Here is a 21,869-nt window from a genome sequence, read left to right as displayed (position 1 = left end):
TCTTCAACCAGTCGCGACAGTGACGCAGGGCCTGGCCGATGTACTTGGCCACCATGCTTTCGGAGACGCCCAGTTCAACGGCGATTTGCGCCTGGGTCAAGCCTTCGAGGCGATTGAGCAGCAATGCCTGCCGCGCATTGGGCGACAACTGCTGCAGGGCGTCGTCGAGAATCCCCAGGCGTTCCTTGGCCAGAAACGCGGCTTCCGGCGGCGGTGCCGGATCGACGGCTTGGGAATATTCCAGATCGTCGCCGAAACTGCCGCTCAAGCGCTGCTCGCGACGCAAGGTATCGATCGCCAGATTACCCGCCACCCGGAAGATGAAACCCCGGTCGTTGAGCACCGCCACCGACTCATCGATGTTCAGCAGCTTCAGATAGGTTTCCTGCGCCACGTCGGCCGCCCGCTGCCGGTCGCTCATGCGTCGGGTCAGGTAATTCAGCAAGTCGTCATAGTGTTCCTGAAAACTCAGCAGCAGGCGGGGAGCTGGCGGCATCGAGGGGCGAGTCCGGGTTCGTTTGACTGAGCCAATGTGATCCTTTCACGGGCGTTAATGAGAAACAGTATCAGTCATAGTGCGATGAGTTTTCAACGCTGACGGGTTTCGGTCATTACGGATCCGCGATACTTTGGCCGCCCCTTACGGAAGAGGGTCATCTCATCGATGAACCAGAAACGAACCCGCGTCCCCCTGCCCCACCCGCCACCTTATCGGCAGAGCCGGACTTCGTTCTGGCTGACCCTGCTTGTCGGGCTGTTGATCACGTTCGCCATTGGCGCGTCGATCTACATGATCATCGACAGCCTGATCAGTGGCTCGATTACGACGACGAACCGCGGCCCGCGCACAACTTTCCTCCGGGATCTGCAACCGCGCAGGTACTGGTTCGAAGTCGTGTGGCAAAGCCACATTCCCCTAATGCTGGTGAGCGTTGCGCTGTTCGGCTTACGGATCTACCGGAAAGTACGCAAGTGATCGCGAAGGACGGGACTCAGGGCGAATCCCGTCCTGGCAGACGCTATTGATGCCAGTCCCAATGGAACACCAGATTGCTGGATGCGCCGCTGCCGACATTGGCAACGTCCCGGCGCACCTCGCCATTGCGGGTCGCGACCACGGTGTATTTGCCCGGAGGCAACTGTGCATAAACCAGAGGCCCGATCTGGTTCAGGTTCAGAACAGGCTGTCCTGTCGCTTTCTGCACCACCAGATCGACGTCGGAGGTGTACAGATTTTGCGCACCGACCGCGAAGGTCATGTGCAAGTTGTAACCAGCGGACTGTTGAATGGCCCGCGACTCGTCCAGGCCGATCCCGCCGGACAGGTAATTGATCCCGTTCTGCTGTTGCTGCTGGACTTGCACGCCGGCGCTTTCGACAGGCTCGGCACTCGTGGCTTGCGCCATGAGCGGGAACATCAGAATCGCCACAGCGGCGACGGGCAACATGAGTGAAGTGACGCGTTTCATGATGAGTACTCCCGGGTTCTCGCAGAACCCAATCGTTACTCCTGTTTAGATTTTGCGATGCGGGGCTGGTTTTAGATTGATTGGGAGTTGTCCTGGGTGCGAAAAGGACTACGCGTTGTATTCCCCAATCATTGCCGTAGTCGGTCAGATCCCGCAAAACCCGCTCACCCTTCCTTCAGTTGAACCAGACATGGCCGGCATCGCCAAGCCGTGGGTTATTGGCATGCTCTCGCTTCTGTTTCTCCTGAGCCGGAAGACCTGATGAGCCAACTTGAACCTGCTGATACGCAAGATCCGAAACTCGATTCGTTGCTGGGCAACCTCGGTGACTTGATACGTGAAGCGCGGAAGAAAGTATTACGAACGGTCGACACGATTCAGGTCCAGACCTGCTGGCAGATCGGGCGGCATATTGTCGAGTTTGAACAACAGGGGGCCCGGCGCGCGGGTTATGGAAAGCATCTGCTGGCTACGCTGGCCAAGCGACTGACCGAGGATTTCGGGAAGGGCTTCGATGCATCAAACCTCCGTTATATGCGCTTGTTTTATCAAGCATTTCCAATTCGTGACGCACTGCGTCACGAATTGAGCTGGACCCACTACCGCCGCTTGATACAGGTCGAAAGCGAATCAGCCCGGCAGTGGTACATGAACGAATCCGCCTCGCAAAACTGGTCCAGCCGCGCTCTGGATCGGCAGATCAACACGCTCTACTACGAACGACTGTTGATGAGCCGAGACAGAACCGACGTCTACGCAGAGGCAGCGACCAACATCGCCGCGATGAAAAGCAATCCCCGGGAGTTCATCCGCGACCCCGTGCTTCTCGAATTTCTCGGCCTGCCATCACCGGGCAAGCTTCAGGAGTCGGAACTGGAACAGGCCTTGATCGATCAACTTCAGGGATTTCTCCTCGAGCTGGGCAAGGGCTTCGCCTTTGTCGGCCGTCAGCAACGCATCAGCGACGGCGACGATGATTTTTACATCGACCTGGTGTTCTACAACTATCTGCTCAAATGTTTCGTCATCATTGACCTCAAGCGCGGCAAACTCAGCGCTCGGGATGTCGGGCAGATGGACATGTACATCCGCATGTACGACGACCTCAAACGCAGCGAAGGCGACGGGCCCACAGTCGGGATCATTCTCTGTGCGCAACAGAACGAGTCGGTTGCGCACTACTCGATGCTCAAGGGCAATGAACAACTGTTCGCCAGCAGCTATAAGCTGGTGCTGCCGAGCGAAGATGAATTGCGAGCGGAATTGAACCGTGAACAGCTTCAGCTTGAAGAGCGCCTGCGCAATCAACCGAGTGAATAAACACTGACGGATTGTTCACCAGGCTTGCCGAGACTATCGTTGGCAGCTACTTCGCGAAGGTCGAGAGCCATGGGTTTTCAAGAGACGCACGCACTGGAAAATGCTCAGGACAGAGTCGCCCTCACAAGCGACGTTCAGGACGAACCCTTCCGGGAGCCCGCCGCCGATGGTTATCCCCTTGGTGGTTTCACCTGGCGCCACGCTTCACCTGACCCACAGCGCCCGGTGGTCATCATTAACGCCGCCACCTCGGTGCGTTGCCGTCACTATTCGCGTTTTGCCGCCTACCTGTTCGCCCACAATTTTGATGTGATCATCTTCGACTACCGGGGCATTGGTGAATCGCGGCCGAAGTCGATGAGACACCTGCAAGCTTCGTGGATAGATTGGGGAGCACTGGATTTCGAGGCGATGCTCAATCGTGCTCAGCGGGAGTTTCCCGGCCAGCCGATCGATGTGGTCGGGCACAGCTTCGGCGGTTGTGCGGCAGGACTTGGCGCGTCCGGATCAGCGATCCGACGACTGGTAACCGTCGGTGCACAGTTTGCCTACTGGCGTGATTACGCCCCGGAACATCGCTGGCGCATGTTCGGCAAATGGCATCTGCTGATGCCGCTGCTAACGCTGTTCTGTGGCTACTTCCCCGGCAAGCGTCTCGGCTGGCTGGAGGACACGCCCGCCGGTGTGGTGCGCGACTGGAGCACGCCAAACGCGCGGTATGAACGGCGTCCGAGCGGTCGGGTGATGCTGGCGAAAAACGGCGACCTGCCCTTCGCCAACGTCCGAGCAAATACCCTTGCGATCAGCATCGGCGACGATCCTTACGGAACAATCCCGGCAACCGAACGCCTGCTCGATTACTTCCACAATGCGCAAAAGACCCACCTGCGAATCGAGCCGCAGGACATCGGTGAACAGGAAGTCGGACATTTCGCCTTTTTTCGCAGCGCATACCAAGCCACACTATGGCCCATCGCGCTGACCTGGCTGCAAACCGGCGCACTGGCCCCCGATACACCGGGGCGGCAAGTGCCGCGCAGTTGAGTCCCCTCCAACGCATCACGGAACACACACCATGGCTTCCGCCAACAAGCAGCAAAAACGCGCCGCCCGGGCCAAGACCAAGGCCAAGCAGAACCGCACCAAACGCGCCGAGGCACCGGTCGAGCTGGACCCGAACGACGACCGCATCGATTTCGAATCGGTGGACCTGACAGAACTGTTCAAGAAAATGATCGACGCCGAGAAGATCAGCCAGCAGGCCATGTGCACCGCGTTCCTCGAGGACCCGTTGCTGGAGCTGGTGTACGAGCAGGAAGGCGAAGAAGGCGCGATGGATTTCATCCTCGCCGCCCTGATCGAGTACCGCCAGTGGTCCACCGAAACCGACGAAGCCGGTGCTCTGGCGTGGATCGAATCGCCTGACTTCCAGAAAGACTATGTGGCCGCGTCCGACGCGATCGCCGCACAAACCCAACAGAAAGACTGAGTTCCCATGGCATCCCTGAACAAACAGCAGAAACGCGCCAAACGCGCCAAGGCCAAAGCCAAGCAGATCCGCATGGTCGGCCGCAAACCTCTGGCCCTGGACGATGACCACGGTCACCTGGCCGAACCGATTCCGGAATACACCCTGGCGATGTTCAGCAAAATGCGCGACGCCGAAGCCGTCAGCCGCGACGACATGCTGCTGACACTGCTGCGGGAACTGGCGTTCATCATCGTCGACCATCCTGAACTGCTGGACATGGAAAACGCCGACGACGAAGGCATGGCTGCCACTCACCTGGCCGCCGACATGCTGATCGACTACCGCATGTGGGCCGATGGCATGGATCGCGAGACGGCCCAGGCCTGGCTGAGCGAGCCGCAATTCATCACCGACTTCGGGAAGGCACTGGACACCTACGGCCAGTCGCTTGAAGTGCAGGAAGAAAAGAGCGAATAAACCTCGCCCGCAAACAAAAACGGCCGCTTGTCATCACTGACAGCGGCCGTTTTGCATTACGCGATACGGATCAGTTCAACACCACCGCACCACGGTTTTCTGCCTTGCGACGACGCGCCACGAGCATGCCGGTCGCGACAACCACCAGGCTCAGCAGGCCGGTCGCGAGGATTTCCACGCGATGGGCTTCCTGGAACAGCATGATGGTCAGGGCGGCCACGATGAACACGATCACCGCGTAGGTCAGGCCCGGGAACAGCCACATGCTGAAGACGATTTTTTCGCCGCGAGCCATGCGTTGCTTACGCATGCGCAGTTGCGAAACCGCGATCACCAGGTACACCAGCAGCGCGATGGCGCCGGAGCTGGCCAGCAGGAATTCGAACACCGCAGCCGGGGCCACGTAGTTGGCGAAGGTGCACAGGAACGCCGCGCCAGTGGACAGCATCACCGCCCAGTAAGGGGTGCCGCTCTTGTTGGTGCGGGTCGCCATGGCAGGAGCATCACCACGCTTGCCGAGGGAGAACAGCATGCGCGAAGAGGTGTACAGCGCCGAGTTCAGGCAGCTGGTCACAGCGACCAGAACCACGATGTCGACGATCATCTTGGCGTTAGGGATACCCATGCGCTCCAGCACAGTCTGGTACGAACCAAGGCTGGCCAGTGCAGGATCGTTCCATGGCACCAGGGCCACAACGATGAAGATCGATACGAGGTAGAACAGACCGATCCGCCAGATCACCGAGTTGGTGGCCTTGGAAATCTGCTTGCCCGGGTTCTTCGATTCCGCGGCCGCGATGGTCACGATCTCGGTGCCCATGAAGGAGAACATGGTGGTCAGGATCGCACCCAATACAGCGCCCAGGCCGTTTGGCAGGAAGCCTTGAGTGTCGAAGATGTGCGAAACGCCGCTCACCTGGCTGTTCGGCAGGAAACCGAAAATCGCCGCCACACCCAGGATGATGAAACCGATGATCGCCACGACTTTGAGCAGGGCGAACCAGAATTCGAACTCACCGTAGTTTTTCACGCTGAACAGGTTGGTCACGGTCAGCAGCATGGTGATGATCAGCGCGAAGGCCCAGATTTCCACACTCGGGAACCAGGCGTGCAGGATGGTCGCGGCGGCGTTGGCCTCCAGCGGGATCACCAATACCCAGAACCACCAGTAGAGCCAGCCGATGGTGAAACCGGCCCAATGGCCGATGGCGCGGTCGGCATAAGTCGAGAAGGAGCCGGTGTCCGGCGAGGCAACGGCCATTTCGCCGAGCATGCGCATGACCAGCACAACCAGCATGCCGGCAGCGGCGTAGGCCAGCAGCACGGCCGGGCCGGCGGCAGCGATGGCGTGGCCGGAGCCGACGAACAGACCTGCACCGATCACACCGGCGATCGACAGCATGGTCACATGACGCGGTTTGAGCCCCTGTTCGAGGCCATTGGAGCTTGGGGTACTGCTCATTGAAACTACCTTTGCGAGGAAAGCGATTGCGTCCGGCCCGTCTGGCGTTCCTTCTCGTAAAAAGAATCCAACGGGGCGTTCCAGATTCTGCACGCAATAATTGCGCCAAAATGTTTCAAACTCTTCTGGCCCGCGGTTTTTAGCGCGACCGGACAGTCATCGCAAGTCCTTGAGAATACTGGCCTTTCGCCAAAGCGTTACCCTGCGACTCACTTTTCAAACGAACGAGCGCACCAGAAACACACTGAAAAAGTGCGGGATGCACAATAAAAGGGCGAATGAGGAACGTTCGGCCGGATAGCGCTTCCAACACCCCGCCAAAGGTGGCAACATCGCGCCTTTTTTTACGCGACACCCACGGGAATCAACGTTCAAACGCCCGTTCGGTTGTTGACGGGGCGACAGTCTGCTGCGCTGATGCGACAACCTGCCACACGCCATCCGTTTACCGCTCGTAGCGCTGTTGGCTGCCATTGAAACGCTATGCTAGCTTGGCCGCCTCGCCAGGAAGGCCACCAACAGCTGGAGCGCAACATATATGAGGAACGCACATGGCTGAGGCCACGCCCGCGCTTGAAATCCGCAACCTGCACAAACGCTACGGACAGCTTGAGGTGCTCAAAGGCATCTCGCTGACCGCCCGCGACGGCGATGTGATCTCGATCCTCGGTTCCTCCGGTTCCGGCAAGTCCACGTTCCTGCGTTGCATCAACCTGTTGGAAAACCCGCACCAGGGCCAGATCCTGGTTGCCGGCGAAGAACTCAAACTCAAGGCCGCCAAGAATGGCGAACTGGTTGCCGCCGATGGCAAGCAGATCAATCGCCTGCGCTCCGAGATTGGTTTTGTGTTTCAAAACTTTAATCTGTGGCCGCACATGAGTGTGCTCGACAACATCATCGAAGCCCCGCGCCGCGTGCTCGGCCAGAGCAAGGCCGAAGCCATCGAAGTCGCCGAAGCCCTGCTGGCCAAGGTCGGCATCGCCGACAAGCGCCACGCCTACCCGGCGCAACTGTCCGGCGGTCAGCAACAGCGCGCGGCGATTGCCCGCACGCTGGCGATGCAGCCCAAGGTGATCCTGTTCGACGAGCCCACCTCCGCCCTTGACCCGGAAATGGTCCAGGAAGTACTTAATGTCATCCGCGCATTGGCCGAAGAAGGCCGCACCATGCTGCTCGTGACCCACGAAATGGGGTTCGCCCGTCAGGTGTCCAGTGAAGTGGTGTTCCTCCACCAGGGCCTGGTCGAAGAGCAAGGATCGCCACAGCAGGTGTTCGAAAACCCGCTTTCGGCGCGCTGCAAACAATTCATGTCCAGCAACCGCTAACGGAGCTACCCGCATGCAGAACTACAAAAAGGTCTTCCTGGCCGCCGCCGTCTCCCTGGCGTTCAGCGCCGGCGCCATGGCCGAGACCCTGAAGATGGGCATCGAAGCCGCTTACCCGCCGTTCAACAATAAAGACGCCAGCGGCCAGGTTGTTGGCTTCGACAAAGACATCGGCGACGCCCTGTGCGCCAAGATGAAAGTCGAGTGCAGCGTCGTGACTTCCGACTGGGACGGCATCATCCCGGCCCTGAACGCAAAGAAGTTCGACTTCCTGATTTCCTCGCTGTCGATCACCGACGAACGCAAGGGCGCGGTGGACTTCACCGACCCGTACTACTCGAACAAACTGCAGTTCATCGCGCCGAAAAACGTCGATTTCAAAACCGACAAGGACGCGCTCAAGGGCAAGATCATCGGCACGCAGCGCGCAACACTGGCCGGCACCTGGCTTGAAGACACTTACGGTAGCGATATCCAGGTCAAACTGTATGACACCCAGGAAAACGCCTACCTCGACCTGACCTCCGGTCGTGTCGATGCCATCCTCGCCGACAAGTACGCCAACTATGACTGGCTGAAAACCGACGCCGGCAAGAACTACGAGTTCAAGGGCGACCCGGTCGTGGAAAGTGACAAGATCGGCATCGCCGTGCGCAAAGGTGACCCGCTGCGTGAGAAGCTGAACGCCGCATTGAAGGAAATCGTCGCCGACGGTACCTACAAGAAGATCAACGACAAGTACTTCCCGTTCAGCATCTACTGATCCTGACGTGCGGGACCTGCGCCGTGATCCGACGGTGCAGGCTCCCGGCCTTGCCTGCCGCGATTTGAAAAGAAATCCATGATTATCGACCTCTACGGATTCGGCCCGGCGCTCGCCGCCGGCGCGCTGATGACCGTCAAACTGGCACTCACGGCCCTGTGCCTCGGGCTGGTGCTCGGTCTGCTCGGCGCCCTGGCCAAGACTTCCCCGTACAAGCCGCTGCAATGGCTTGGCGGCACTTATTCGACCCTGGTGCGCGGCGTCCCGGAATTGCTCTGGGTGCTGTTGATCTACTTCGGTACGGTCAACGCCATGCGCGCACTCGGGGAGTTCTTCGGCAATCCCGAACTGGAACTCAGCGCCTTCGCCGCCGGCGTCATCGCGCTGGGCCTGTGCTTCGGCGCCTATGCCACGGAAGTGTTCCGAGGCGCGATCCTCGCCATTCCCAAGGGCCACCGTGAGGCCGGCGTGGCCCTGGGCCTGTCGAAATGGCGGATCTTCACCAAGCTGATCATGCCGCAGATGTGGCGCATCGCCCTGCCCGGTCTGGGTAACCTGTTCATGATCCTGATGAAGGACACCGCACTGGTGTCGGTCATCGGTCTGGAAGAAATCATGCGTCACGCACAGATCGGCGTGACGGTGTCCAAACAGCCGTTCACCTTTTATATGGTCGCCGCCCTCATGTACCTGTGCCTGACGGTGCTGGCGATGACCGGCATGCACTTCCTGGAAAAACGCGCCGCCCGCGGCTTTGCGAGGAGCGCTCAATGAACTGGGAAGTCATCATCAAGTGGCTGCCGAAACTGGCGCAGGGCGCGACCCTGACCCTGGAACTGGTGGCCATCGCAGTCATTGCCGGTCTGCTGCTGGCAATCCCGCTGGGCATCGCCCGCTCTTCGAAGCTGTGGTATGTGCGCTCGCTGCCCTACGCCTACATCTTCTTTTTCCGTGGCACGCCGTTGCTGGTTCAGCTGTTCCTGGTCTATTACGGCCTGGCGCAGTTCGACGCGGTGCGCAGCAGCGCGCTGTGGCCATACTTGCGCGATCCGTTCTGGTGCGCGACCGCGACCATGACCCTGCACACCGCCGCCTACATCGCCGAGATCCTGCGCGGCGCGATCCAGGCGATTCCGCCGGGTGAAATCGAGGCGGCGCGGGCGCTGGGCATGTCCCGGCCGAAAGCGCTGTTCTACATCATCCTGCCGCGCGCTGCGCGCATCGGCCTGCCGGCCTACAGCAACGAAGTGATCCTGATGCTCAAGGCCAGCGCCCTGGCCAGTACCGTGACGCTGCTGGAACTGACCGGCATGGCCCGTACGATCATTGCCCGCACTTACCTGCCGGTGGAAATCTTCTTCGCTGCCGGCTTGTTCTACCTGGTGATGGCCTACGTGCTGGTTCGCGGTTTCAAATTGCTGGAACGCTGGCTGCGCGTCGATGCGTGCCAGGGACGCTGACTCTTCTGACGTGCTGACGGGCGAGGCCCTACTCGCCCGTTTCACCGCACTGGATAAATTTCTCACAGCACATCAGGCGCTGTGGAAGCCCCGCCCGTTTACTCATCTGCAACCTCCCTGGGAAGCGTCCTGCCCGGAACTGTCCGCGTGGCTACGTGGACGCTCACTGGAAGATGCGGAAAACGCCCACAACAACCCTGCCGAACTCTTGAGTGCGCCGGAGCCGTTTGCTTCATTGGCAGCGTTGTCGCTTGAACTGAGTGCAGTGGGTGAGTTGCCTGCACATTCACTGGAGGCTGCCGGCCATCGCCTGAATGTCGATGTACCGGGGCGCAAATGGCAGCAGATCGAGGCGTTCGCCAGCCGCTTGTCGTTTGCCTCACAACCGAAGCACTGGCTGGATTGGTGTTCGGGTAAAGGCCATTTGGGTCGGCGCCTGCTCGGCGCTGGTCAGCAACTCACTTGTCTGGAATATGACCCGGCGCTGGTCGCCAGCGGCCAGGCACTGAGTGAGCGTCATCACCTGCATGCGCTGCATGTCGAGCAGGATGTGCTCGCGGCGGACGCGGCTTTATTGCTGAACAGCGAACACACACCTGTTGCCCTGCACGCTTGTGGCGACTTGCATGTGCGGCTGATGCAACTGGCTTCGGCGGCCGGCTGCCGACAATTGGCGATCGCACCGTGTTGCTATAACCGGATCAGTCGTACTGAATATCAGGCGTTGTCCTCCGCTGGTTTGCGATCAGACCTACAGCTCTCGCTGGAAGATCTGTCGCTGCCGATGAGCGAAACCGTCACCGCCGGTGCCCGCGTCCGACGTCAACGTGACACCTCCATGGCCCGCCGGCTGGCTTTCGATCTGCTGCAACGGCAAGTACGCAGCGTCGACGAATACCTGCCGACACCTTCCCTGCCGAGCGCCTGGCTGGAAAAACCTTTTGCCGATTACTGCCGCGATCTGGCGGCGCTGAAAGAGTTATCCACAATCGGCGAGCAGGATTGGCCGGCACTGGAAATCGCCGGTTGGCAGCGATTGGCCGAAGTTCGTAACCTGGAATTGCTGCGAGGACTGTTCCGACGTCCACTGGAGCTTTGGCTGGTGCTTGATCGCGCTCTGCTGTTGATGGAGCGGGACTACAAAGTGCATCTGGGAGAGTTTTGCCCGACAGGCCTCACGCCGAGAAACCTGATGTTACTGGCTGAGCGTCACCAAACCCTCCCCTGAGCAATGAATGCTCCTGATGCGCTCAATTGGAGACGAGCAGTCGGTTGACCTCCTGCAGGTCAACCTCTGTGAGCCCGCCAATCGCAGCTTTCAAGCGTAGCTTCGCCAGTAAAGTGTCATAGCGCGCCCGCGACAGTTGCCGCACGGTCTCCGTAAAACGACTTTGAGCCTCAAGCACATCAATGCTGATGCGTACGCCAACCTTGTAGCCTAACTGGTTGGCCTCAAGCGCAGACCCGACGGAAATCTTCGCTGCCTCCAGTGCCCGCACTTGCGCCATACCGCTGTGCACCCCCAACCAAGCTTCGTGAACCTGCATTTGTGCGGTGCGTTTGGACTCTTCATAGTGCGCTTCCAGCTTTGCGCTCAACGCCTGCGCCTCACGCACCGCAGAGTTCGTGCGCCCACCGGCATAGAGAGGCAGGCTCAAGCGCAAGCCGATACTGGACAAATCACTGCGCTCAGCGCCTACGGTAGGGCGTTGCTGCATGCTTTGAGTAGCGACCAAGTCGACTGTTGGCAAATGATCGGCCTTGCGGCTACGAACTTCATTACGTGCGATCTCGAGCAAAAGCGCTTGCGCCTGAACCTCAAAACTATTCTGAAGCGCTGCCACAACCCACTCGTTGATATCAGCGGGAAACGGCGGCTCTAGGTGCACCCTCTCACGCAGACCGGGCAACGACGGCGGTTGGCGGCCAATGATATGCGCCAGGCCTTGCCGCGCCAGTTCGACGTCACTTCGGGCCTTGATGGCGACGGCCACACTACTGTCGGCACTGGCACGTGCTTCATGCACATCGGCAATACTGACATTACCCAGTTCGAACTGTTTGAGAGCGCTAGCCAACAGTCGAGTATCCGCCAGTTGCTGCTGGAGCAGCGCCTGCATTCCCTCCTCTGCACTCAAGAGCTGGAAGTACGCCTGAGCCACGCGCAATAACAGGCTTTGTTGAGCACCGTAGAAACGGCTGGCAGCAAGCGCTGACTGTTGGCTTCCTTGCTGGTAGAGCAGCCAATTCTTCCAGCGAAATACCGGCTGAACCAGTTGGACACTGTAGGTCTGATTCTGTCGTCGCTGTTCAACGGCGCCGCCCTCGAATTGGTACTCGTTACGGCTCCAGACGCTCTGGGCTTGCACGGAGAGTTCCGGCAACAATCCGGCTCGAGCTTGAATTACTGTTTCAAGCCCAGCCTGGTGTTCGGCTTGCGCAGCAGAAAACTGCAGATCATTGCGCAATGCCTCTTGGTAAATGCTCACCAGATCGTCAGCGCACGCGACTGCCAGCAGCTGTAATTCCAGACTGGCCAAGACCAAAAACAATAACCACCGGGACATCAGGCAGGCACCAGCTTCTGGTCATTTCGCAGATCACTGATGATCGTACCTGCATCCATACACACTACGCGCCTGGCCAGGGCTATCGTTTCCTGGCGATGAGCGATGCTTATCCGCGTCATATGCATACGTTGCATGGCGCTCACCACACACTTTTCGCTGTGCAGATCGAGATGACTGGTGGCTTCATCCAGGGCCAGAATCTTCGGCTGTTTGTACAAGGCTCGCGCCAACAGCACGCGCTGTCGTTGCCCCCCGGATAGTCCGCTGCCCATTTCCGCAACCAGCGTCTGATAGCCCATTGGCATACGACTGATCGAATCATGGATATAAGCATGCCGCGCAGCCTCTTCGACCCGCGATTGGTCGGCCTGAGGATCAAAACAGGCGATGTTCTCCGCAAGGGATCCCGCCAGCAACTGATCTTCCTGCATCACGGCGCCTACCAGGTTGTGCAGCCCATCAAGGCCAAGCTGGCGCACCGGAATTCCACCCACGCGGATTTCACCCTCGGTCGGCTGCAGCAAACCTAGCATCAGCTTGAACAAAGTAGATTTGCCACAGCCTGACGGTCCTACGATCGCGACCGAATCTGCGGCCTCGATGACCAAAGAAATATTACGAATGATCCACGGTTCGCCTTCGGCATAACGGAAAGAAACATTCCTCAGTTCCAGGCTGGGTTCGATTCGCTGTAGATCGGTTTCCAGTAAAGGCCAGGGCTCGACGGGTTCCAGAGCGATATCGGCCAACCGTTCGGCGTGCAGCGACAACATCCTGATTTCGACACCCAGATCGATCAGCTTGCTGGCACGCCCGGTGAACTGACTTTTGTAGGCCAGAAAGGCCAGCAACATACCCAGTGATAAACCGCCCTCGAGTACGGCCAGGCCACCGACGTAAAGCAGCAACATCCCCTCAATCCCGAAAATCAGGGTGTTGAGGCTGGCGAACATGAGCAACAACTTCTGGCTGGTGATATCCCGATTCTGTACGGCGGCCATCATGTTTTGCCATGTTGCCAGCCGTGCCGATGTCATATTGAACAACTTCAGCGGCAGTACCGCTCGTATGCTCTCGAGGAAATACGAGTTCTCCCGAGCCGCGAGCACGATGCGTTCTTCCGAGGCATTTCGCAGCGGGTGATAGAAGATCACCCGCAACAAGCCATACATCGACACCGCCACCATGACGATCGCGGTCAACGCTCCGCTGTATAACAGCATCATGCCGAGGGTGATTAGCGTGACCAAACCATCCAGCACGACATTAATGGCACCATTGGCAAAGACGTTGCGAATCGCCGCCAACGATTGAAACCGCGCTGTGATATCACCCAACTGACGTTTTTCAAAAAACGGCCAGGGCAATCGTAGTAAATGACTGAAGAGATTGCCGGACCACTGCAGAGCCAACTGTTGATTGAGCCGCAGGCCCATCCAGCCTTGAGCCATACGCAAGACGAAATCGAACAGCAACAATAAGCAACCGCCCATTACCGCCAGCAGCAACAAATGCTGGTCGGCCGATACGAGTGCTCCATCGACGATCGATTGCGTCACTTGCGGCGAAAGCAGTGCCACCACCTCCAACGCCAATGCCAGAACAAAGATGTTGCCCAGTGCCCGTTTCAACCCTCGTACCCGGCCGATCAGCGCTCCGAGATGCAATTGCGGCTTGTGTTGAGCAGGAACGAAATCAGCATTGGGTGACAACTCCAGAGCGACACCGGTGAAGTGCCGAGACACTTCCTGCGGTGTCATCACATGTCGCCCACGCGCAGGATCAAGAATCACCAAACGGTCACCCCGGCACTTTTCCAGAACGACGAAGTGATTCAAATTCCAATGCAGGATGCATGGGGTGCGAAGCTGGCGGATCTCCTCCAGCTCAAGGCGCAAAGGCCGGCAGGAAAATTCCAGATTTTGTGCATAGCGAATCAACTGGGTCAGATTCGTGCCTTTGATGGAAATGGCAAAGCGCCGACGCAGTGTGGCCAGATCGAGATGCAGGCCATGCGCTGCGGCTACCATCACCAGACAAGCCAGTCCACACTCCTGGCTTTCCGCCTGTAACGTTACGCGCACTGGAACGGCTCCCACCCTGTGTACTTCATGGCGAGCATCAAGCGCGAATCAGCTCAAGCACATCCTGACGACATAGCTCGAAGATCAATCCGCGAACTTTTTCAGGGTCAATATCGGGTCGGCGTGAAAGCAGGTCGAGTACCGCTGTCCCCGGCGTAGCTTGAATATCGTGGATCAGTTTCAGGGCTGCTTCGTCGAGATTGATGCGCGTACCGTTGGCGAACAAGTAGCCTTCATCAATCATCACCAAATTGTTGGCAGCCAGTTGCAGGCCAACGTCATCCGGTAACTGCTTGATCTCGGCATTGGCGAAGAGATCGATTGCCAACGGCGTCTCCACGCGATGCGATGCGTTGAATTGATCCATGAAACGTTGGTACTGTACAGGATCTGTCAGCCACTCACTGATCTGGTCAGCGAGTAACAAAAGTGTGTCCCGATCCTCGTCGAAAGAGCCCAGGGCCTGCCGTGCCGCAGCAACATCGGGCAAATTTTGCATTGACCATTGCACGTACTCGAAGGCATGAGCCGGGAAGGTACCAATGGAAAGGTGAAAGGTTTCTTCATCAAACGGCAACGGATTGTGCCACCAGCCTCTGGGCAGATAGAGCACATCGCCTGGCTCAAGAACGAACTCCATGAACGGCTGCTCCGGGCATGGGTATTCCTTTTCGTAATCCTTGCTTTGCTGCATGAACAGCGGCTCGTTGAAACTTGGTTCAAAAACGGTCCAGTGCTTACGGCCAATCAACTGAATAGCGAAGATATCGCGAGTGTCCCAATGCGTCTGGAAAGATTCCTGACGGCCGAATGCGGCATAGGCGCTGCTGACTGTCTGGCGCCCCGTCAACTGTGCAATCTGCCGGGCAAAGGCATGAACATGCGGCTCATTGACGATTTTGTTGGCGATCAATGTCGCGCCACTTTTCATCCTTTCATAGACTGCCGACTTTATAAGTCGATGCCTGACCATACCGACGTCGTAATAGGTTTCGACATATTCCTGTTTTGGAACGAGACCGTTATGCAGAATCTTGAAATCGCTGGATTCAACACTGTTGCGCTCAATGATCCGGTTGGCGTCTTTCCAAGAGAATGACTGCGACACCGCAAAGGCATTTTTTATCAACAGGGGTTGCTTGCCTTGATAACGCTCGGAGAACTCAGCCTTTGAAACCTTGAAATCAATCTTCACAACGCACCTACGATAAAAACCACTATCCGAACCGAGACTTTCAGGAGCAATTTGCAACCTGCCGCACGGGTTTCACTCAACGAGATTAAAAACTCTCGCGAAAAGACCGATCAAGTTATTGGAAATCATTGCCGCGAAAATCGCCGGAACCGCGATGACCAACAACATCTCTAGAGATTTTGAAATATTCGCCACTTTCCCATTCAACAGGAATATCAACCCTTTCATCAACAACGCACCAAGTACAACAACACCAAAACTGGCGCCGAATTTAACAAATTCAATATCACTCATCATTCCCCCCTGTACGCTGAAACTTTCAACCGCGCGTGTTTTTCCAACCACTCTCTACACCATCCCTGGCATCCAATCTTTTCTAGTAATTTAGAAATACTGTCCGCCAGGTCTGGCAGAACGAGTTATCGGTTGTAGTTGGTACCTGCCGCATCCATTCCGCTGGTAATCATCCCGCCCATCATTCCACCGTAGAAACTGGCCTGCCCTCCGCCAATGGCTAACGAAGTGCTGGCGCTGATGCCAGCCGGCCCGGTAAAGAAGCCAACGGCGGCACCACCGGCCACTGTGCCGATGAAGCCGTTCATCGAACCGCCCCCGGCCATTGCTTCATAGCCTATGTATCCAGCACCCGCCACCACAGCTCCCGCCGCAGCGCCGGGAATTCCAAAACCGCCACTGACCACTTCGAGGTCTTCAATGGTAATTTCCTTCACTTTTTTCCTCCTCCAGCAACTAATTTCTTATTGAATAACCACCGGAGACTCACGCGCAAGACAACACTTCAAGCACTACAAACTTGAATTTGACGTGCGAATTAAAATTGTGATTCCTGTCAAAGTCGGTGAAATACCCGGGAGCTCCGACTGCCATGATAAAGATCCTCGGCAGTGCAGACGATCCTACATATGTAGGGGATAAAAACGAGATTACCGGCAATACGTAGCTTTATGAGTTAAAACACATTAGTTATTTTCTGATTTGCAGAACAACCAACTCCATCCGAGTACTGACACCGCACTTGCGTAGCAGCGAAGACACATGATCGCGTACGGTGTAATCACTAATACTTAGGTGTTGAGCAATTTGCTTATTGGTTTTCCCAGCCAACAGCAAATGCAAAACATCCGACTCTCGTTTAGTCAGGCTCATAAGAGCTCCATTATTTTTCTTCGTAGTTTTTGCAAACCGTGGTGCACCTTGCCAGTCAGGGCTACTCGTGCAGTTTTCCAGTGACCGAATAAAGCGGCTCCAGTGCCCATTCGTAAAGCCGGCGCCGATCCTGTATGACATCTGCGTCCAACAACATGCCCGCCTGTAGCATTTGTTTTTTTCCGTAGGTATCTATGCTGGGTGATTCGAGCGCAACCGACACCCGATAGAACAGGTCTGCTTCTATCCCCTGCCCCTTCAACGCAGTAGCGATGTGGGGCTGCAACTCTTGGGGGGCATAGGGGCTCTTCGAGACATTCGTAACTTGGCCGCGCGCCATGCCGAACTTCTGATACGGGTAAGCCGCATAACGCAGCAATACCTTTTGCCCCGACTCTATGAAGCCAGCCTGACGGGGAGCCACATAGAGATGGGCGGTCAAGATTGCACCTTGAGGAATCAAACTGGCCAACAGTGAGCCCGCACTGACCTGTTGACCAATTTGTGCATTCAACCCGGTCACCGTTCCGGCAAAGGGAGCGACACTGATCTGCTCGCTGCGCACTTCGTTTTCAGCCTGTTCTTGTTTGATCAGTGCCGTAGCGCTTTCAACCTCGCTGATTTCACTGCGATGACGCAACTCGGCTTCCTGGCGCTGGGCCAGTAGTCCGGTTCGCTCACGTTGCAGGCTGGCTCTGGCGCGTTGGTTGCTTTGCTGATGCCCCTGCAGGATCAACAGTTCCGCTTCAGCCTGCTGCAATTGCGCAACGGAGATGAACCCGGAATTGACCAATTCCTGCTGCCTGCTCAAGTGAGCCTGAGCGAGTTGTGCTCGACGCTCCAAAAGGCGGACCTCTTCACTGAACTGCCGGAGCTCACTATTGATCGTCGCCAGACGGCTATCAAACATGTGAACCTCACTCACCAGGCGCTCATCCGTCAGCACTTTATTACGCAGCATGACGTTCAAACGCTGGTCCAACTGTTCGGAAATCAGCGCTTGTGTACCTCCCACACCCGACTGCCGCTCGCCGGAAATTACAAAAAGTGCATCACCTTTCTGAACCTGCTGCCCTTCACTAACACGCACATCCGTGAGAACCCCGAAACTGGATGCCGTCAGACGCAACATTCCCTGCTCAGGCATTAGCAAACCACGCGCTGTAGCCTTGCGTGTGTAGGTACCAAAATAGGCATAAGAAATAATCAAAATGATTAGGATGCCCACCACGCCAGCTACCAGACTAAAGCCCCAAGGCTGATGAATCAGAGTGTTTCCGAATCGGTTTTGGTGAATTGCGGCCAGTGCCTCGGATCGAAACAATGATGGGGAGTCTGGAGAGGAGTTGGGCATCAATGCGTACTTCTTGAATGATCATGAGCGTCCTGCGCGGCGTGGATGATAATCCATCGCAAATACAGCTGATATTCATTAATGAAAAAAACCGAACAGATGTATTTCCAGTCATGTCTTCTTTTCATGCCTGTTTAAAGAACGATTCCGCGTCGTGCAGCGCAGAGAACTGCAAGTCGAAGAACAACAGGTCCTGTTCTCACTAAAAGATCGCAGGACATTAACCGCTGACATCCTGTGGATAACTCTGTTGATGGAATTCTCGTGGATCCAATATCCACGCCTGTTTCAAGCCATTAACAGCCTTGGTCATTTTTTGTTCACACAAATAAAAAACCGGTAAAACAGGGATTTGCGCATCAAATGAGAACCCGTCCACAAAATCCCCTCTAAGCACGCCCTCTTCAAAGCCCGTTGTGCATAAGCCCCCAAGCAAAAGGACATAACCGCCGAATCGCGGACGGGAGGAGCGGAAAATTGCACCGGCCAACCACCCTTGCTATACAGGCTCACACCGTGACACCAGTGCACGCACGAACAAGAAGAAACCGACCGACAGGGAGTGACCGTGACGTTCATCTCTTACGCACAGAATTTTGAGGACGTTCGCCTTTGGCGCGCCTTGCAGCATTTTGGAAACGGTTTTTATATCGACGTCGGCGCCAATGACCCGATCCACGATTCGGTCACCAAAGCCTTTTATGATCGCGGCTGGCAGGGCATCAATGTCGAACCGATGCAGAACTATTACGACTCGCTCCGCCACCATCGCCCTCGCGATACCACGCTGCAATGCGTGGCCAGCGACCAGCCGGGCGAACTGACCTTCTACGGCATTCCCGGCACCGGCCTGTCCACCGCCGACCCGGTGGTTGCGCAAGAACGCAAAAACCTTGGCATGGACGTGCAAAGCCTCACCGTCAACGCACGCACACTGACCTCGATCTGTGAAGAACACGCCGGTGAACGGCCGATCCACTTTCTGAAAATCGACGTCGAAGGTCACGAAGAAACCGTACTGCGCGGTATGGACTTCAGCCGCTTCCGCCCATGGATCATCCTCATCGAAACCCCATGGGAGCGCGACCACACCTGGGAACACCTGGTGATCGACGCCGGTTACACCAACGTCCTGTTCGACGGCCTCAACAGTTTCTTCCTCGCCAACGAACACATCGGCCTCAAACCCGCGTTCGACCTGCCACCGTGCAACCTCGACAACTTCCAGCTGTGCAAAGGCCACAACCTTGCCCACCCGGTAAACCCGGCACTGGAAACCGCCCTGCAACGCGCCGAACAAGCCGAAGCCGAACTGCGTGCCATGCAAAACAGCCGCGCCTGGCGCGCTGTGCAAAAACTGCGCAACGTCCTGCGCCGGGCGTGATTCGCAGAGGGCACAAAAATAGTCTGAATTCAGGGGTTTACAGAAGCACCCGAGTCGCTATAATCGTCGCCCACACGCCGGTATAGCTCAGATGGTAGAGCAACTGACTTGTAATCAGTAGGTCCCGGGTTCGATTCCTGGTGCCGGCACCATACAAAACAAAGCCTCTGCAGAAATGCAGGGGCTTTGTTGTTTCTGGAGTGTCCACATTTCGTCCACATCTCCGATCGTCGGCAACCGCATTGCCAGTTCTAATCGGAACAATCCGTAGACGATTTCACCTCAGGCTGGCTGCAAATCCCGCAATGCTTCCGGATGCTGGCTAGCAACACGCAACAGAGTTTGTGCCGCACCTGTCGGCTGCCTGCGACCCTGCTCCCAATCCTGCAACGTCCGTAGACTCACACCGATCAACTTGGCGAATGCACTTTGCGAAACACCCACCTTGGCCCGCGCTTCAGCGGCCGCCGAGAGTGGCACCTCTGTCACACGACCTGCTTTTCCCGCCTTCATTTGGCGGACAGAGTCCAGCAAGTCCTGCTGGAATTGCTCCAGTTCATTGACCATCGCTGATTTCCTCCTTCAATTGCTTAAGGAAGGCTGCGGGCAGGTTGTCGAATTTGGCCTTGGTGTAGGCAATCAGCAACCAGATTGAGCCTTCGGAAAGCGTGTTGTAATAAATGACACGTGTACCACCTCGCTTGCCCATGCCGCTACGAGACCAGCGAACCTTGCGCAGGCCTCCGCTACCCGGAACGACGTCACCGGCCAGCGGGTTCGCGGCAAGCCACGTTATGAATTCATGCAGCTCACCATCGGCCCAGATACCGTCAGCATAGCGCTTGAAAATTTCGGTTTCGATAATGGTATACATGGGCGGCACTATACGGCCTTGCCGTATAGGTGAGCAATGTACGTTTGTCTGATGCAGAATCTGGCGGACCTGGGAGAACTGGAGCTTCCCAGTATCGAAGGAGTATTCGAAAAATAGATCTGTCACCTTTTCTCGCCGGTATAGCTCAGATGGTAGAGCAACTGACTTGTAATCAGTAGGTCCCGGGTTCGATTCCTGGTGCCGGCACCATACAAAACGAAGCCTCTGCAGAAATGCAGGGGCTTTGTTGTTTCTGCAGCCTGGATTTTAAAAGCCCCGCATCTTCGCAAAGGCTTGGTGCAACAGCATCAATCAGTGCCCAGCACTCTGCCCACCATCCACATGCAGAATCTCGCCAGTCACAAAATTTGCGTTATCGAGATACACCACCGCCTGCGCAATATCGTCGATCTCGCCCATGTGCCCAACCGGATGCAGCGCACCCAGTGCCGCGTGGGTTTCTTCGCCGTGCATCGGCGTCTTGATGATGCCCGGTGATACCGCGTTCACCCGGATTCCGCGTTTGGCGTATTCGATGGCCAGGGATTTGGTGGCGGCGTTGAGGCCGCCCTTGGTCAGCGAAGCGAGGACCGAGGGCACGCCGTCTACCGCGTGGTCAGTCAGGCTGGTGGTGATGTTGACCACGTGGCCCTTGCCCTGTTTTTCCATCTCGGTGATGGCCAGTTGGGTGATGTAGAAGAATCCGTTGAGGTTGACCGACAGCACCGCCACGTAGTCTTCCGGGGTGTAGGCGGTGAACGGTTTGGCGACGAAGATGCCGGCGTTGTTGACCAGGGTGTCGATGCGGCCGAAGCGTGCCACGCCTTCGCTGATGACGCGTTGAGCAGTGGCCGGATCGCCGATGTCACCGGCGATGGTCAGGATCTGTGGGTCATTCGACGGTTTGATCGAGCGCGAAGTGGCGACGATGTTGTAGCCCAGTTCACGGAAGGCCTTGACCATGCCTTCGCCCAGACCCTGGGAGGCGCCAGTAATGACGACGGTTTTTTTCGAGTGGCTCATGATGAAATCCTCAACAGATTTATGGTGATCGACAAGACAGCGGGCGCGGTCAGGACTGATTCCGCTCCGCCAGCTGTCGGCGGTATTCGGTGGTGGTGATGCCGGCGTAGCCCCAGTTATCGGTGTCGACTTCTTCGATCACGATGTGGGTCAGGTCCGGGCGTTTGTTGAGGACGCGCTTCAGGGTTTCAGTGATTTCGGCGATCACCTGAGCTTTCTGCTCACGGGTAACACCGTCGCGGGTGATGCGTACGCTGACAAATGGCATGACGACGACTCCAGTGGCCTGCCCTCGGGATGATGGTCAGGTGTTGGAGCTCAATTTAGGCGTGTGCCGGGAGGGGAAAAAGTAGGGGTTGGGTACTTCATTTGTGAGGTGGTGTAATGAATAGCCTGTCACAACAACATCAGAACTCAAGCAAAGGAACGCGCCAGTTCAGCGTGATTTAACGCCTTTTTCTGCATCCTCTT

At 57.0% G+C, this 21,869-nt stretch carries 25 protein-coding genes, 2 tRNA genes and 1 pseudogene; 13 read left to right on the top strand and 15 right to left on the bottom strand.

Translation table 11 applies throughout. The annotated features are described in order from the left end of the window. Position 1: 1 nt before the first annotated feature. Positions 2–496: pseudogene (locus R1A29_RS01035) on the bottom strand (RNA polymerase sigma factor); the annotation flags it as partial. Between the two features lie 168 nt (positions 497–664). Here R1A29_RS01035 and R1A29_RS01030 point away from each other — a divergent pair. Next, entirely contained in the window at positions 665–976 is a 312-nt protein-coding gene (locus tag R1A29_RS01030) for a hypothetical protein (RefSeq protein WP_438300418.1), read from the top strand. 43 nt (positions 977–1,019) lie between these two features. Here the strand turns inward: R1A29_RS01030 and R1A29_RS01025 are convergent, their stop codons facing one another. Beyond that, positions 1,020–1,469 carry a carboxypeptidase regulatory-like domain-containing protein gene (locus R1A29_RS01025; protein ID WP_438300417.1) on the bottom strand — a complete coding sequence of 150 codons (450 nt, stop codon included), beginning with the start codon at positions 1,467–1,469 and terminating at the stop codon, positions 1,020–1,022. Between the two features lie 261 nt (positions 1,470–1,730). Here R1A29_RS01025 and R1A29_RS01020 point away from each other — a divergent pair, with 261 nt between their 5' ends. The 4 genes from R1A29_RS01020 (at position 1,731) to R1A29_RS01005 (ending at position 4,737) form a co-directional block, all read left to right on the top strand. Further along, entirely contained in the window at positions 1,731–2,789 is a 1,059-nt protein-coding gene (locus tag R1A29_RS01020) for a PDDEXK nuclease domain-containing protein (protein WP_438300416.1), read from the top strand. Positions 2,790–2,858: 69 nt separating this feature from the next. Further along, on the top strand, positions 2,859–3,833 hold the full coding sequence (locus tag R1A29_RS01015; protein WP_438300415.1) for an alpha/beta hydrolase family protein: 975 nt from the start codon (positions 2,859–2,861) through the stop codon (positions 3,831–3,833). A gap of 31 nt (positions 3,834–3,864) precedes the next feature. After that, positions 3,865–4,278 carry a hypothetical protein gene (locus R1A29_RS01010; RefSeq protein ID WP_085712753.1) on the top strand — a complete coding sequence of 138 codons (414 nt, stop codon included), beginning with the start codon at positions 3,865–3,867 and terminating at the stop codon, positions 4,276–4,278. A gap of 6 nt (positions 4,279–4,284) precedes the next feature. Further along, positions 4,285–4,737 carry a hypothetical protein gene (locus R1A29_RS01005; protein ID WP_134825170.1) on the top strand — a complete coding sequence of 151 codons (453 nt, stop codon included), beginning with the start codon at positions 4,285–4,287 and terminating at the stop codon, positions 4,735–4,737. A gap of 70 nt (positions 4,738–4,807) precedes the next feature. Here the strand turns inward: R1A29_RS01005 and gabP are convergent, their stop codons facing one another. Further along, positions 4,808–6,199, bottom strand: a complete 1,392-nt coding sequence (gene gabP, locus R1A29_RS01000) for a GABA permease (protein WP_134825169.1) — start codon at positions 6,197–6,199, stop codon at positions 4,808–4,810. Between the two features lie 551 nt (positions 6,200–6,750). Between gabP and R1A29_RS00995 the strand changes: the two genes are divergently transcribed. The 5 genes from R1A29_RS00995 to R1A29_RS00975 all read left to right on the top strand — a co-directional run bounded on the left by R1A29_RS00995 (position 6,751) and on the right by R1A29_RS00975 (position 10,975). Then, on the top strand, positions 6,751–7,524 hold the full coding sequence (locus R1A29_RS00995; RefSeq protein WP_007897462.1) for an ABC transporter ATP-binding protein: 774 nt from the start codon (positions 6,751–6,753) through the stop codon (positions 7,522–7,524). Positions 7,525–7,537: 13 nt separating this feature from the next. Beyond that, positions 7,538–8,287, top strand: coding sequence for an ABC transporter substrate-binding protein (locus R1A29_RS00990; RefSeq protein ID WP_085712750.1), 750 nt, complete (start codon positions 7,538–7,540; stop codon positions 8,285–8,287). A 78-nt stretch (positions 8,288–8,365) separates the two neighbouring features. Then, positions 8,366–9,061, top strand: coding sequence for an ABC transporter permease (locus R1A29_RS00985; RefSeq protein ID WP_085712749.1), 696 nt, complete (start codon positions 8,366–8,368; stop codon positions 9,059–9,061). Then, a complete protein-coding gene (locus R1A29_RS00980) occupies positions 9,058–9,747 on the top strand; it encodes an ABC transporter permease (RefSeq protein WP_085712748.1) in 690 nt (229 codons plus the stop codon). Before R1A29_RS00985 ends, R1A29_RS00980 begins: the two co-directional genes overlap by 4 nt. After that, positions 9,728–10,975, top strand: coding sequence for a methyltransferase (locus R1A29_RS00975; RefSeq protein ID WP_438300414.1), 1,248 nt, complete (start codon positions 9,728–9,730; stop codon positions 10,973–10,975). Before R1A29_RS00980 ends, R1A29_RS00975 begins: the two co-directional genes overlap by 20 nt. 22 nt (positions 10,976–10,997) lie before the next feature. On the opposite strand, the gene R1A29_RS00970 is transcribed toward R1A29_RS00975, so the two are convergent. The 8 genes from R1A29_RS00970 to R1A29_RS00935 all read right to left on the bottom strand — a co-directional run bounded on the left by R1A29_RS00970 (position 10,998) and on the right by R1A29_RS00935 (position 18,607). After that, the gene (locus R1A29_RS00970; RefSeq protein ID WP_438300413.1) at positions 10,998–12,314 is read right to left on the bottom strand and encodes a TolC family outer membrane protein; all 1,317 of its coding nucleotides are present in this window, start codon (positions 12,312–12,314) and stop codon (positions 10,998–11,000) included. Next, positions 12,314–14,401 (bottom strand): peptidase domain-containing ABC transporter, encoded by a 2,088-nt coding sequence (locus R1A29_RS00965; RefSeq protein WP_438300412.1) that lies wholly within the window; start codon positions 14,399–14,401, stop codon positions 12,314–12,316. The genes R1A29_RS00970 and R1A29_RS00965 overlap by 1 nt, the downstream gene beginning before the upstream one ends. A 37-nt stretch (positions 14,402–14,438) precedes the next feature. Then, the gene (locus tag R1A29_RS00960; protein WP_438300411.1) at positions 14,439–15,596 is read right to left on the bottom strand and encodes a JmjC domain-containing protein; all 1,158 of its coding nucleotides are present in this window, start codon (positions 15,594–15,596) and stop codon (positions 14,439–14,441) included. A gap of 72 nt (positions 15,597–15,668) precedes the next feature. Continuing rightward, positions 15,669–15,890 carry a hypothetical protein gene (locus R1A29_RS00955; RefSeq protein WP_438300410.1) on the bottom strand — a complete coding sequence of 74 codons (222 nt, stop codon included), beginning with the start codon at positions 15,888–15,890 and terminating at the stop codon, positions 15,669–15,671. 125 nt (positions 15,891–16,015) lie between these two features. Beyond that, a complete protein-coding gene (locus tag R1A29_RS00950; RefSeq protein WP_438300409.1) occupies positions 16,016–16,327 on the bottom strand; it encodes a hypothetical protein in 312 nt (103 codons plus the stop codon). Positions 16,328–16,580: 253 nt separating this feature from the next. Continuing rightward, positions 16,581–16,763 (bottom strand): helix-turn-helix domain-containing protein, encoded by a 183-nt coding sequence (locus R1A29_RS00945; RefSeq protein WP_438300408.1) that lies wholly within the window; start codon positions 16,761–16,763, stop codon positions 16,581–16,583. 61 nt (positions 16,764–16,824) lie between these two features. After that, on the bottom strand, positions 16,825–18,117 hold the full coding sequence (locus tag R1A29_RS00940; protein ID WP_438300407.1) for an HlyD family secretion protein: 1,293 nt from the start codon (positions 18,115–18,117) through the stop codon (positions 16,825–16,827). A gap of 220 nt (positions 18,118–18,337) precedes the next feature. Next, positions 18,338–18,607 (bottom strand): hypothetical protein, encoded by a 270-nt coding sequence (locus R1A29_RS00935; protein WP_438300406.1) that lies wholly within the window; start codon positions 18,605–18,607, stop codon positions 18,338–18,340. Between the two features lie 78 nt (positions 18,608–18,685). On the opposite strand from R1A29_RS00935, the gene R1A29_RS00930 reads away from it, so the two are divergent. Together R1A29_RS00930 and R1A29_RS00925 are read left to right on the top strand one after the other, a co-directional pair. Next, positions 18,686–19,501, top strand: a complete 816-nt coding sequence (locus R1A29_RS00930; RefSeq protein WP_438300405.1) for an FkbM family methyltransferase — start codon at positions 18,686–18,688, stop codon at positions 19,499–19,501. 76 nt (positions 19,502–19,577) lie between these two features. After that, positions 19,578–19,653: transfer RNA gene (locus R1A29_RS00925), tRNA-Thr, on the top strand. Between the two features lie 130 nt (positions 19,654–19,783). Here R1A29_RS00925 and R1A29_RS00920 read toward each other — a convergent pair. Together R1A29_RS00920 and R1A29_RS00915 are read right to left on the bottom strand one after the other, a co-directional pair. Further along, the gene (locus R1A29_RS00920) at positions 19,784–20,068 is read right to left on the bottom strand and encodes a helix-turn-helix domain-containing protein (RefSeq protein ID WP_438300404.1); all 285 of its coding nucleotides are present in this window, start codon (positions 20,066–20,068) and stop codon (positions 19,784–19,786) included. Further along, on the bottom strand, positions 20,058–20,375 hold the full coding sequence (locus R1A29_RS00915) for a transcriptional regulator (protein ID WP_438300403.1): 318 nt from the start codon (positions 20,373–20,375) through the stop codon (positions 20,058–20,060). The genes R1A29_RS00920 and R1A29_RS00915 overlap by 11 nt, the downstream gene beginning before the upstream one ends. A gap of 134 nt (positions 20,376–20,509) precedes the next feature. Between R1A29_RS00915 and R1A29_RS00910 the strand changes: the two genes are divergently transcribed. After that, positions 20,510–20,585, top strand: a tRNA-Thr gene (locus tag R1A29_RS00910). Positions 20,586–20,687: 102 nt separating this feature from the next. On the opposite strand, the gene R1A29_RS00905 is transcribed toward R1A29_RS00910, so the two are convergent. Both R1A29_RS00905 and R1A29_RS00900 read right to left on the bottom strand, forming a co-directional pair. Continuing rightward, positions 20,688–21,398 (bottom strand): SDR family NAD(P)-dependent oxidoreductase, encoded by a 711-nt coding sequence (locus R1A29_RS00905; protein ID WP_438300402.1) that lies wholly within the window; start codon positions 21,396–21,398, stop codon positions 20,688–20,690. Positions 21,399–21,447: 49 nt separating this feature from the next. Beyond that, positions 21,448–21,666 carry a tautomerase family protein gene (locus R1A29_RS00900; RefSeq protein ID WP_438300401.1) on the bottom strand — a complete coding sequence of 73 codons (219 nt, stop codon included), beginning with the start codon at positions 21,664–21,666 and terminating at the stop codon, positions 21,448–21,450. Positions 21,667–21,869: the final 203 nt, after the last annotated feature.

Origin of the sequence: Pseudomonas sp. NMS19W, from assembly GCF_051554255.1 — a bacterium.
GTDB lineage: Bacteria > Pseudomonadota > Gammaproteobacteria > Pseudomonadales > Pseudomonadaceae > Aquipseudomonas > Aquipseudomonas kribbensis.
Note: the sequence above shows the minus strand (reverse complement) of the source record. Positions and strands in the feature narration are given on the sequence as shown.

What these genes read in the sequence shown, in the direction of transcription:
- R1A29_RS00900 (WP_438300401.1), bottom strand. Translation starts at nt 21,666, where the DNA reads ATGCCATTTGTCAGCGTACGCATCACCCGCGACGGTGTTACCCGTGAG.
- R1A29_RS01025 (WP_438300417.1), bottom strand. Translation starts at nt 1,469, where the DNA reads ATGAAACGCGTCACTTCACTCATGTTGCCCGTCGCCGCTGTGGCGATT.
- R1A29_RS00995 (WP_007897462.1), top strand. Translation starts at nt 6,751, where the DNA reads ATGGCTGAGGCCACGCCCGCGCTTGAAATCCGCAACCTGCACAAACGC.
- R1A29_RS00915 (WP_438300403.1), bottom strand. Translation starts at nt 20,375, where the DNA reads ATGTATACCATTATCGAAACCGAAATTTTCAAGCGCTATGCTGACGGT.
- R1A29_RS01030 (WP_438300418.1), top strand. Translation starts at nt 665, where the DNA reads ATGAACCAGAAACGAACCCGCGTCCCCCTGCCCCACCCGCCACCTTAT.
- R1A29_RS00980 (WP_085712748.1), top strand. Translation starts at nt 9,058, where the DNA reads ATGAACTGGGAAGTCATCATCAAGTGGCTGCCGAAACTGGCGCAGGGC.
- R1A29_RS00955 (WP_438300410.1), bottom strand. Translation starts at nt 15,890, where the DNA reads ATGAGTGATATTGAATTTGTTAAATTCGGCGCCAGTTTTGGTGTTGTT.
- R1A29_RS00945 (WP_438300408.1), bottom strand. Translation starts at nt 16,763, where the DNA reads ATGAGCCTGACTAAACGAGAGTCGGATGTTTTGCATTTGCTGTTGGCT.
- R1A29_RS00940 (WP_438300407.1), bottom strand. Translation starts at nt 18,117, where the DNA reads ATGCCCAACTCCTCTCCAGACTCCCCATCATTGTTTCGATCCGAGGCA.
- R1A29_RS00975 (WP_438300414.1), top strand. Translation starts at nt 9,728, where the DNA reads ATGCGTGCCAGGGACGCTGACTCTTCTGACGTGCTGACGGGCGAGGCC.
- R1A29_RS00920 (WP_438300404.1), bottom strand. Translation starts at nt 20,068, where the DNA reads ATGGTCAATGAACTGGAGCAATTCCAGCAGGACTTGCTGGACTCTGTC.
- R1A29_RS01010 (WP_085712753.1), top strand. Translation starts at nt 3,865, where the DNA reads ATGGCTTCCGCCAACAAGCAGCAAAAACGCGCCGCCCGGGCCAAGACC.
- R1A29_RS00985 (WP_085712749.1), top strand. Translation starts at nt 8,366, where the DNA reads ATGATTATCGACCTCTACGGATTCGGCCCGGCGCTCGCCGCCGGCGCG.
- R1A29_RS00970 (WP_438300413.1), bottom strand. Translation starts at nt 12,314, where the DNA reads ATGTCCCGGTGGTTATTGTTTTTGGTCTTGGCCAGTCTGGAATTACAG.
- R1A29_RS00990 (WP_085712750.1), top strand. Translation starts at nt 7,538, where the DNA reads ATGCAGAACTACAAAAAGGTCTTCCTGGCCGCCGCCGTCTCCCTGGCG.
- R1A29_RS00905 (WP_438300402.1), bottom strand. Translation starts at nt 21,398, where the DNA reads ATGAGCCACTCGAAAAAAACCGTCGTCATTACTGGCGCCTCCCAGGGT.
- R1A29_RS01020 (WP_438300416.1), top strand. Translation starts at nt 1,731, where the DNA reads ATGAGCCAACTTGAACCTGCTGATACGCAAGATCCGAAACTCGATTCG.
- gabP (WP_134825169.1), bottom strand. Translation starts at nt 6,199, where the DNA reads ATGAGCAGTACCCCAAGCTCCAATGGCCTCGAACAGGGGCTCAAACCG.
- R1A29_RS01005 (WP_134825170.1), top strand. Translation starts at nt 4,285, where the DNA reads ATGGCATCCCTGAACAAACAGCAGAAACGCGCCAAACGCGCCAAGGCC.
- R1A29_RS01015 (WP_438300415.1), top strand. Translation starts at nt 2,859, where the DNA reads ATGGGTTTTCAAGAGACGCACGCACTGGAAAATGCTCAGGACAGAGTC.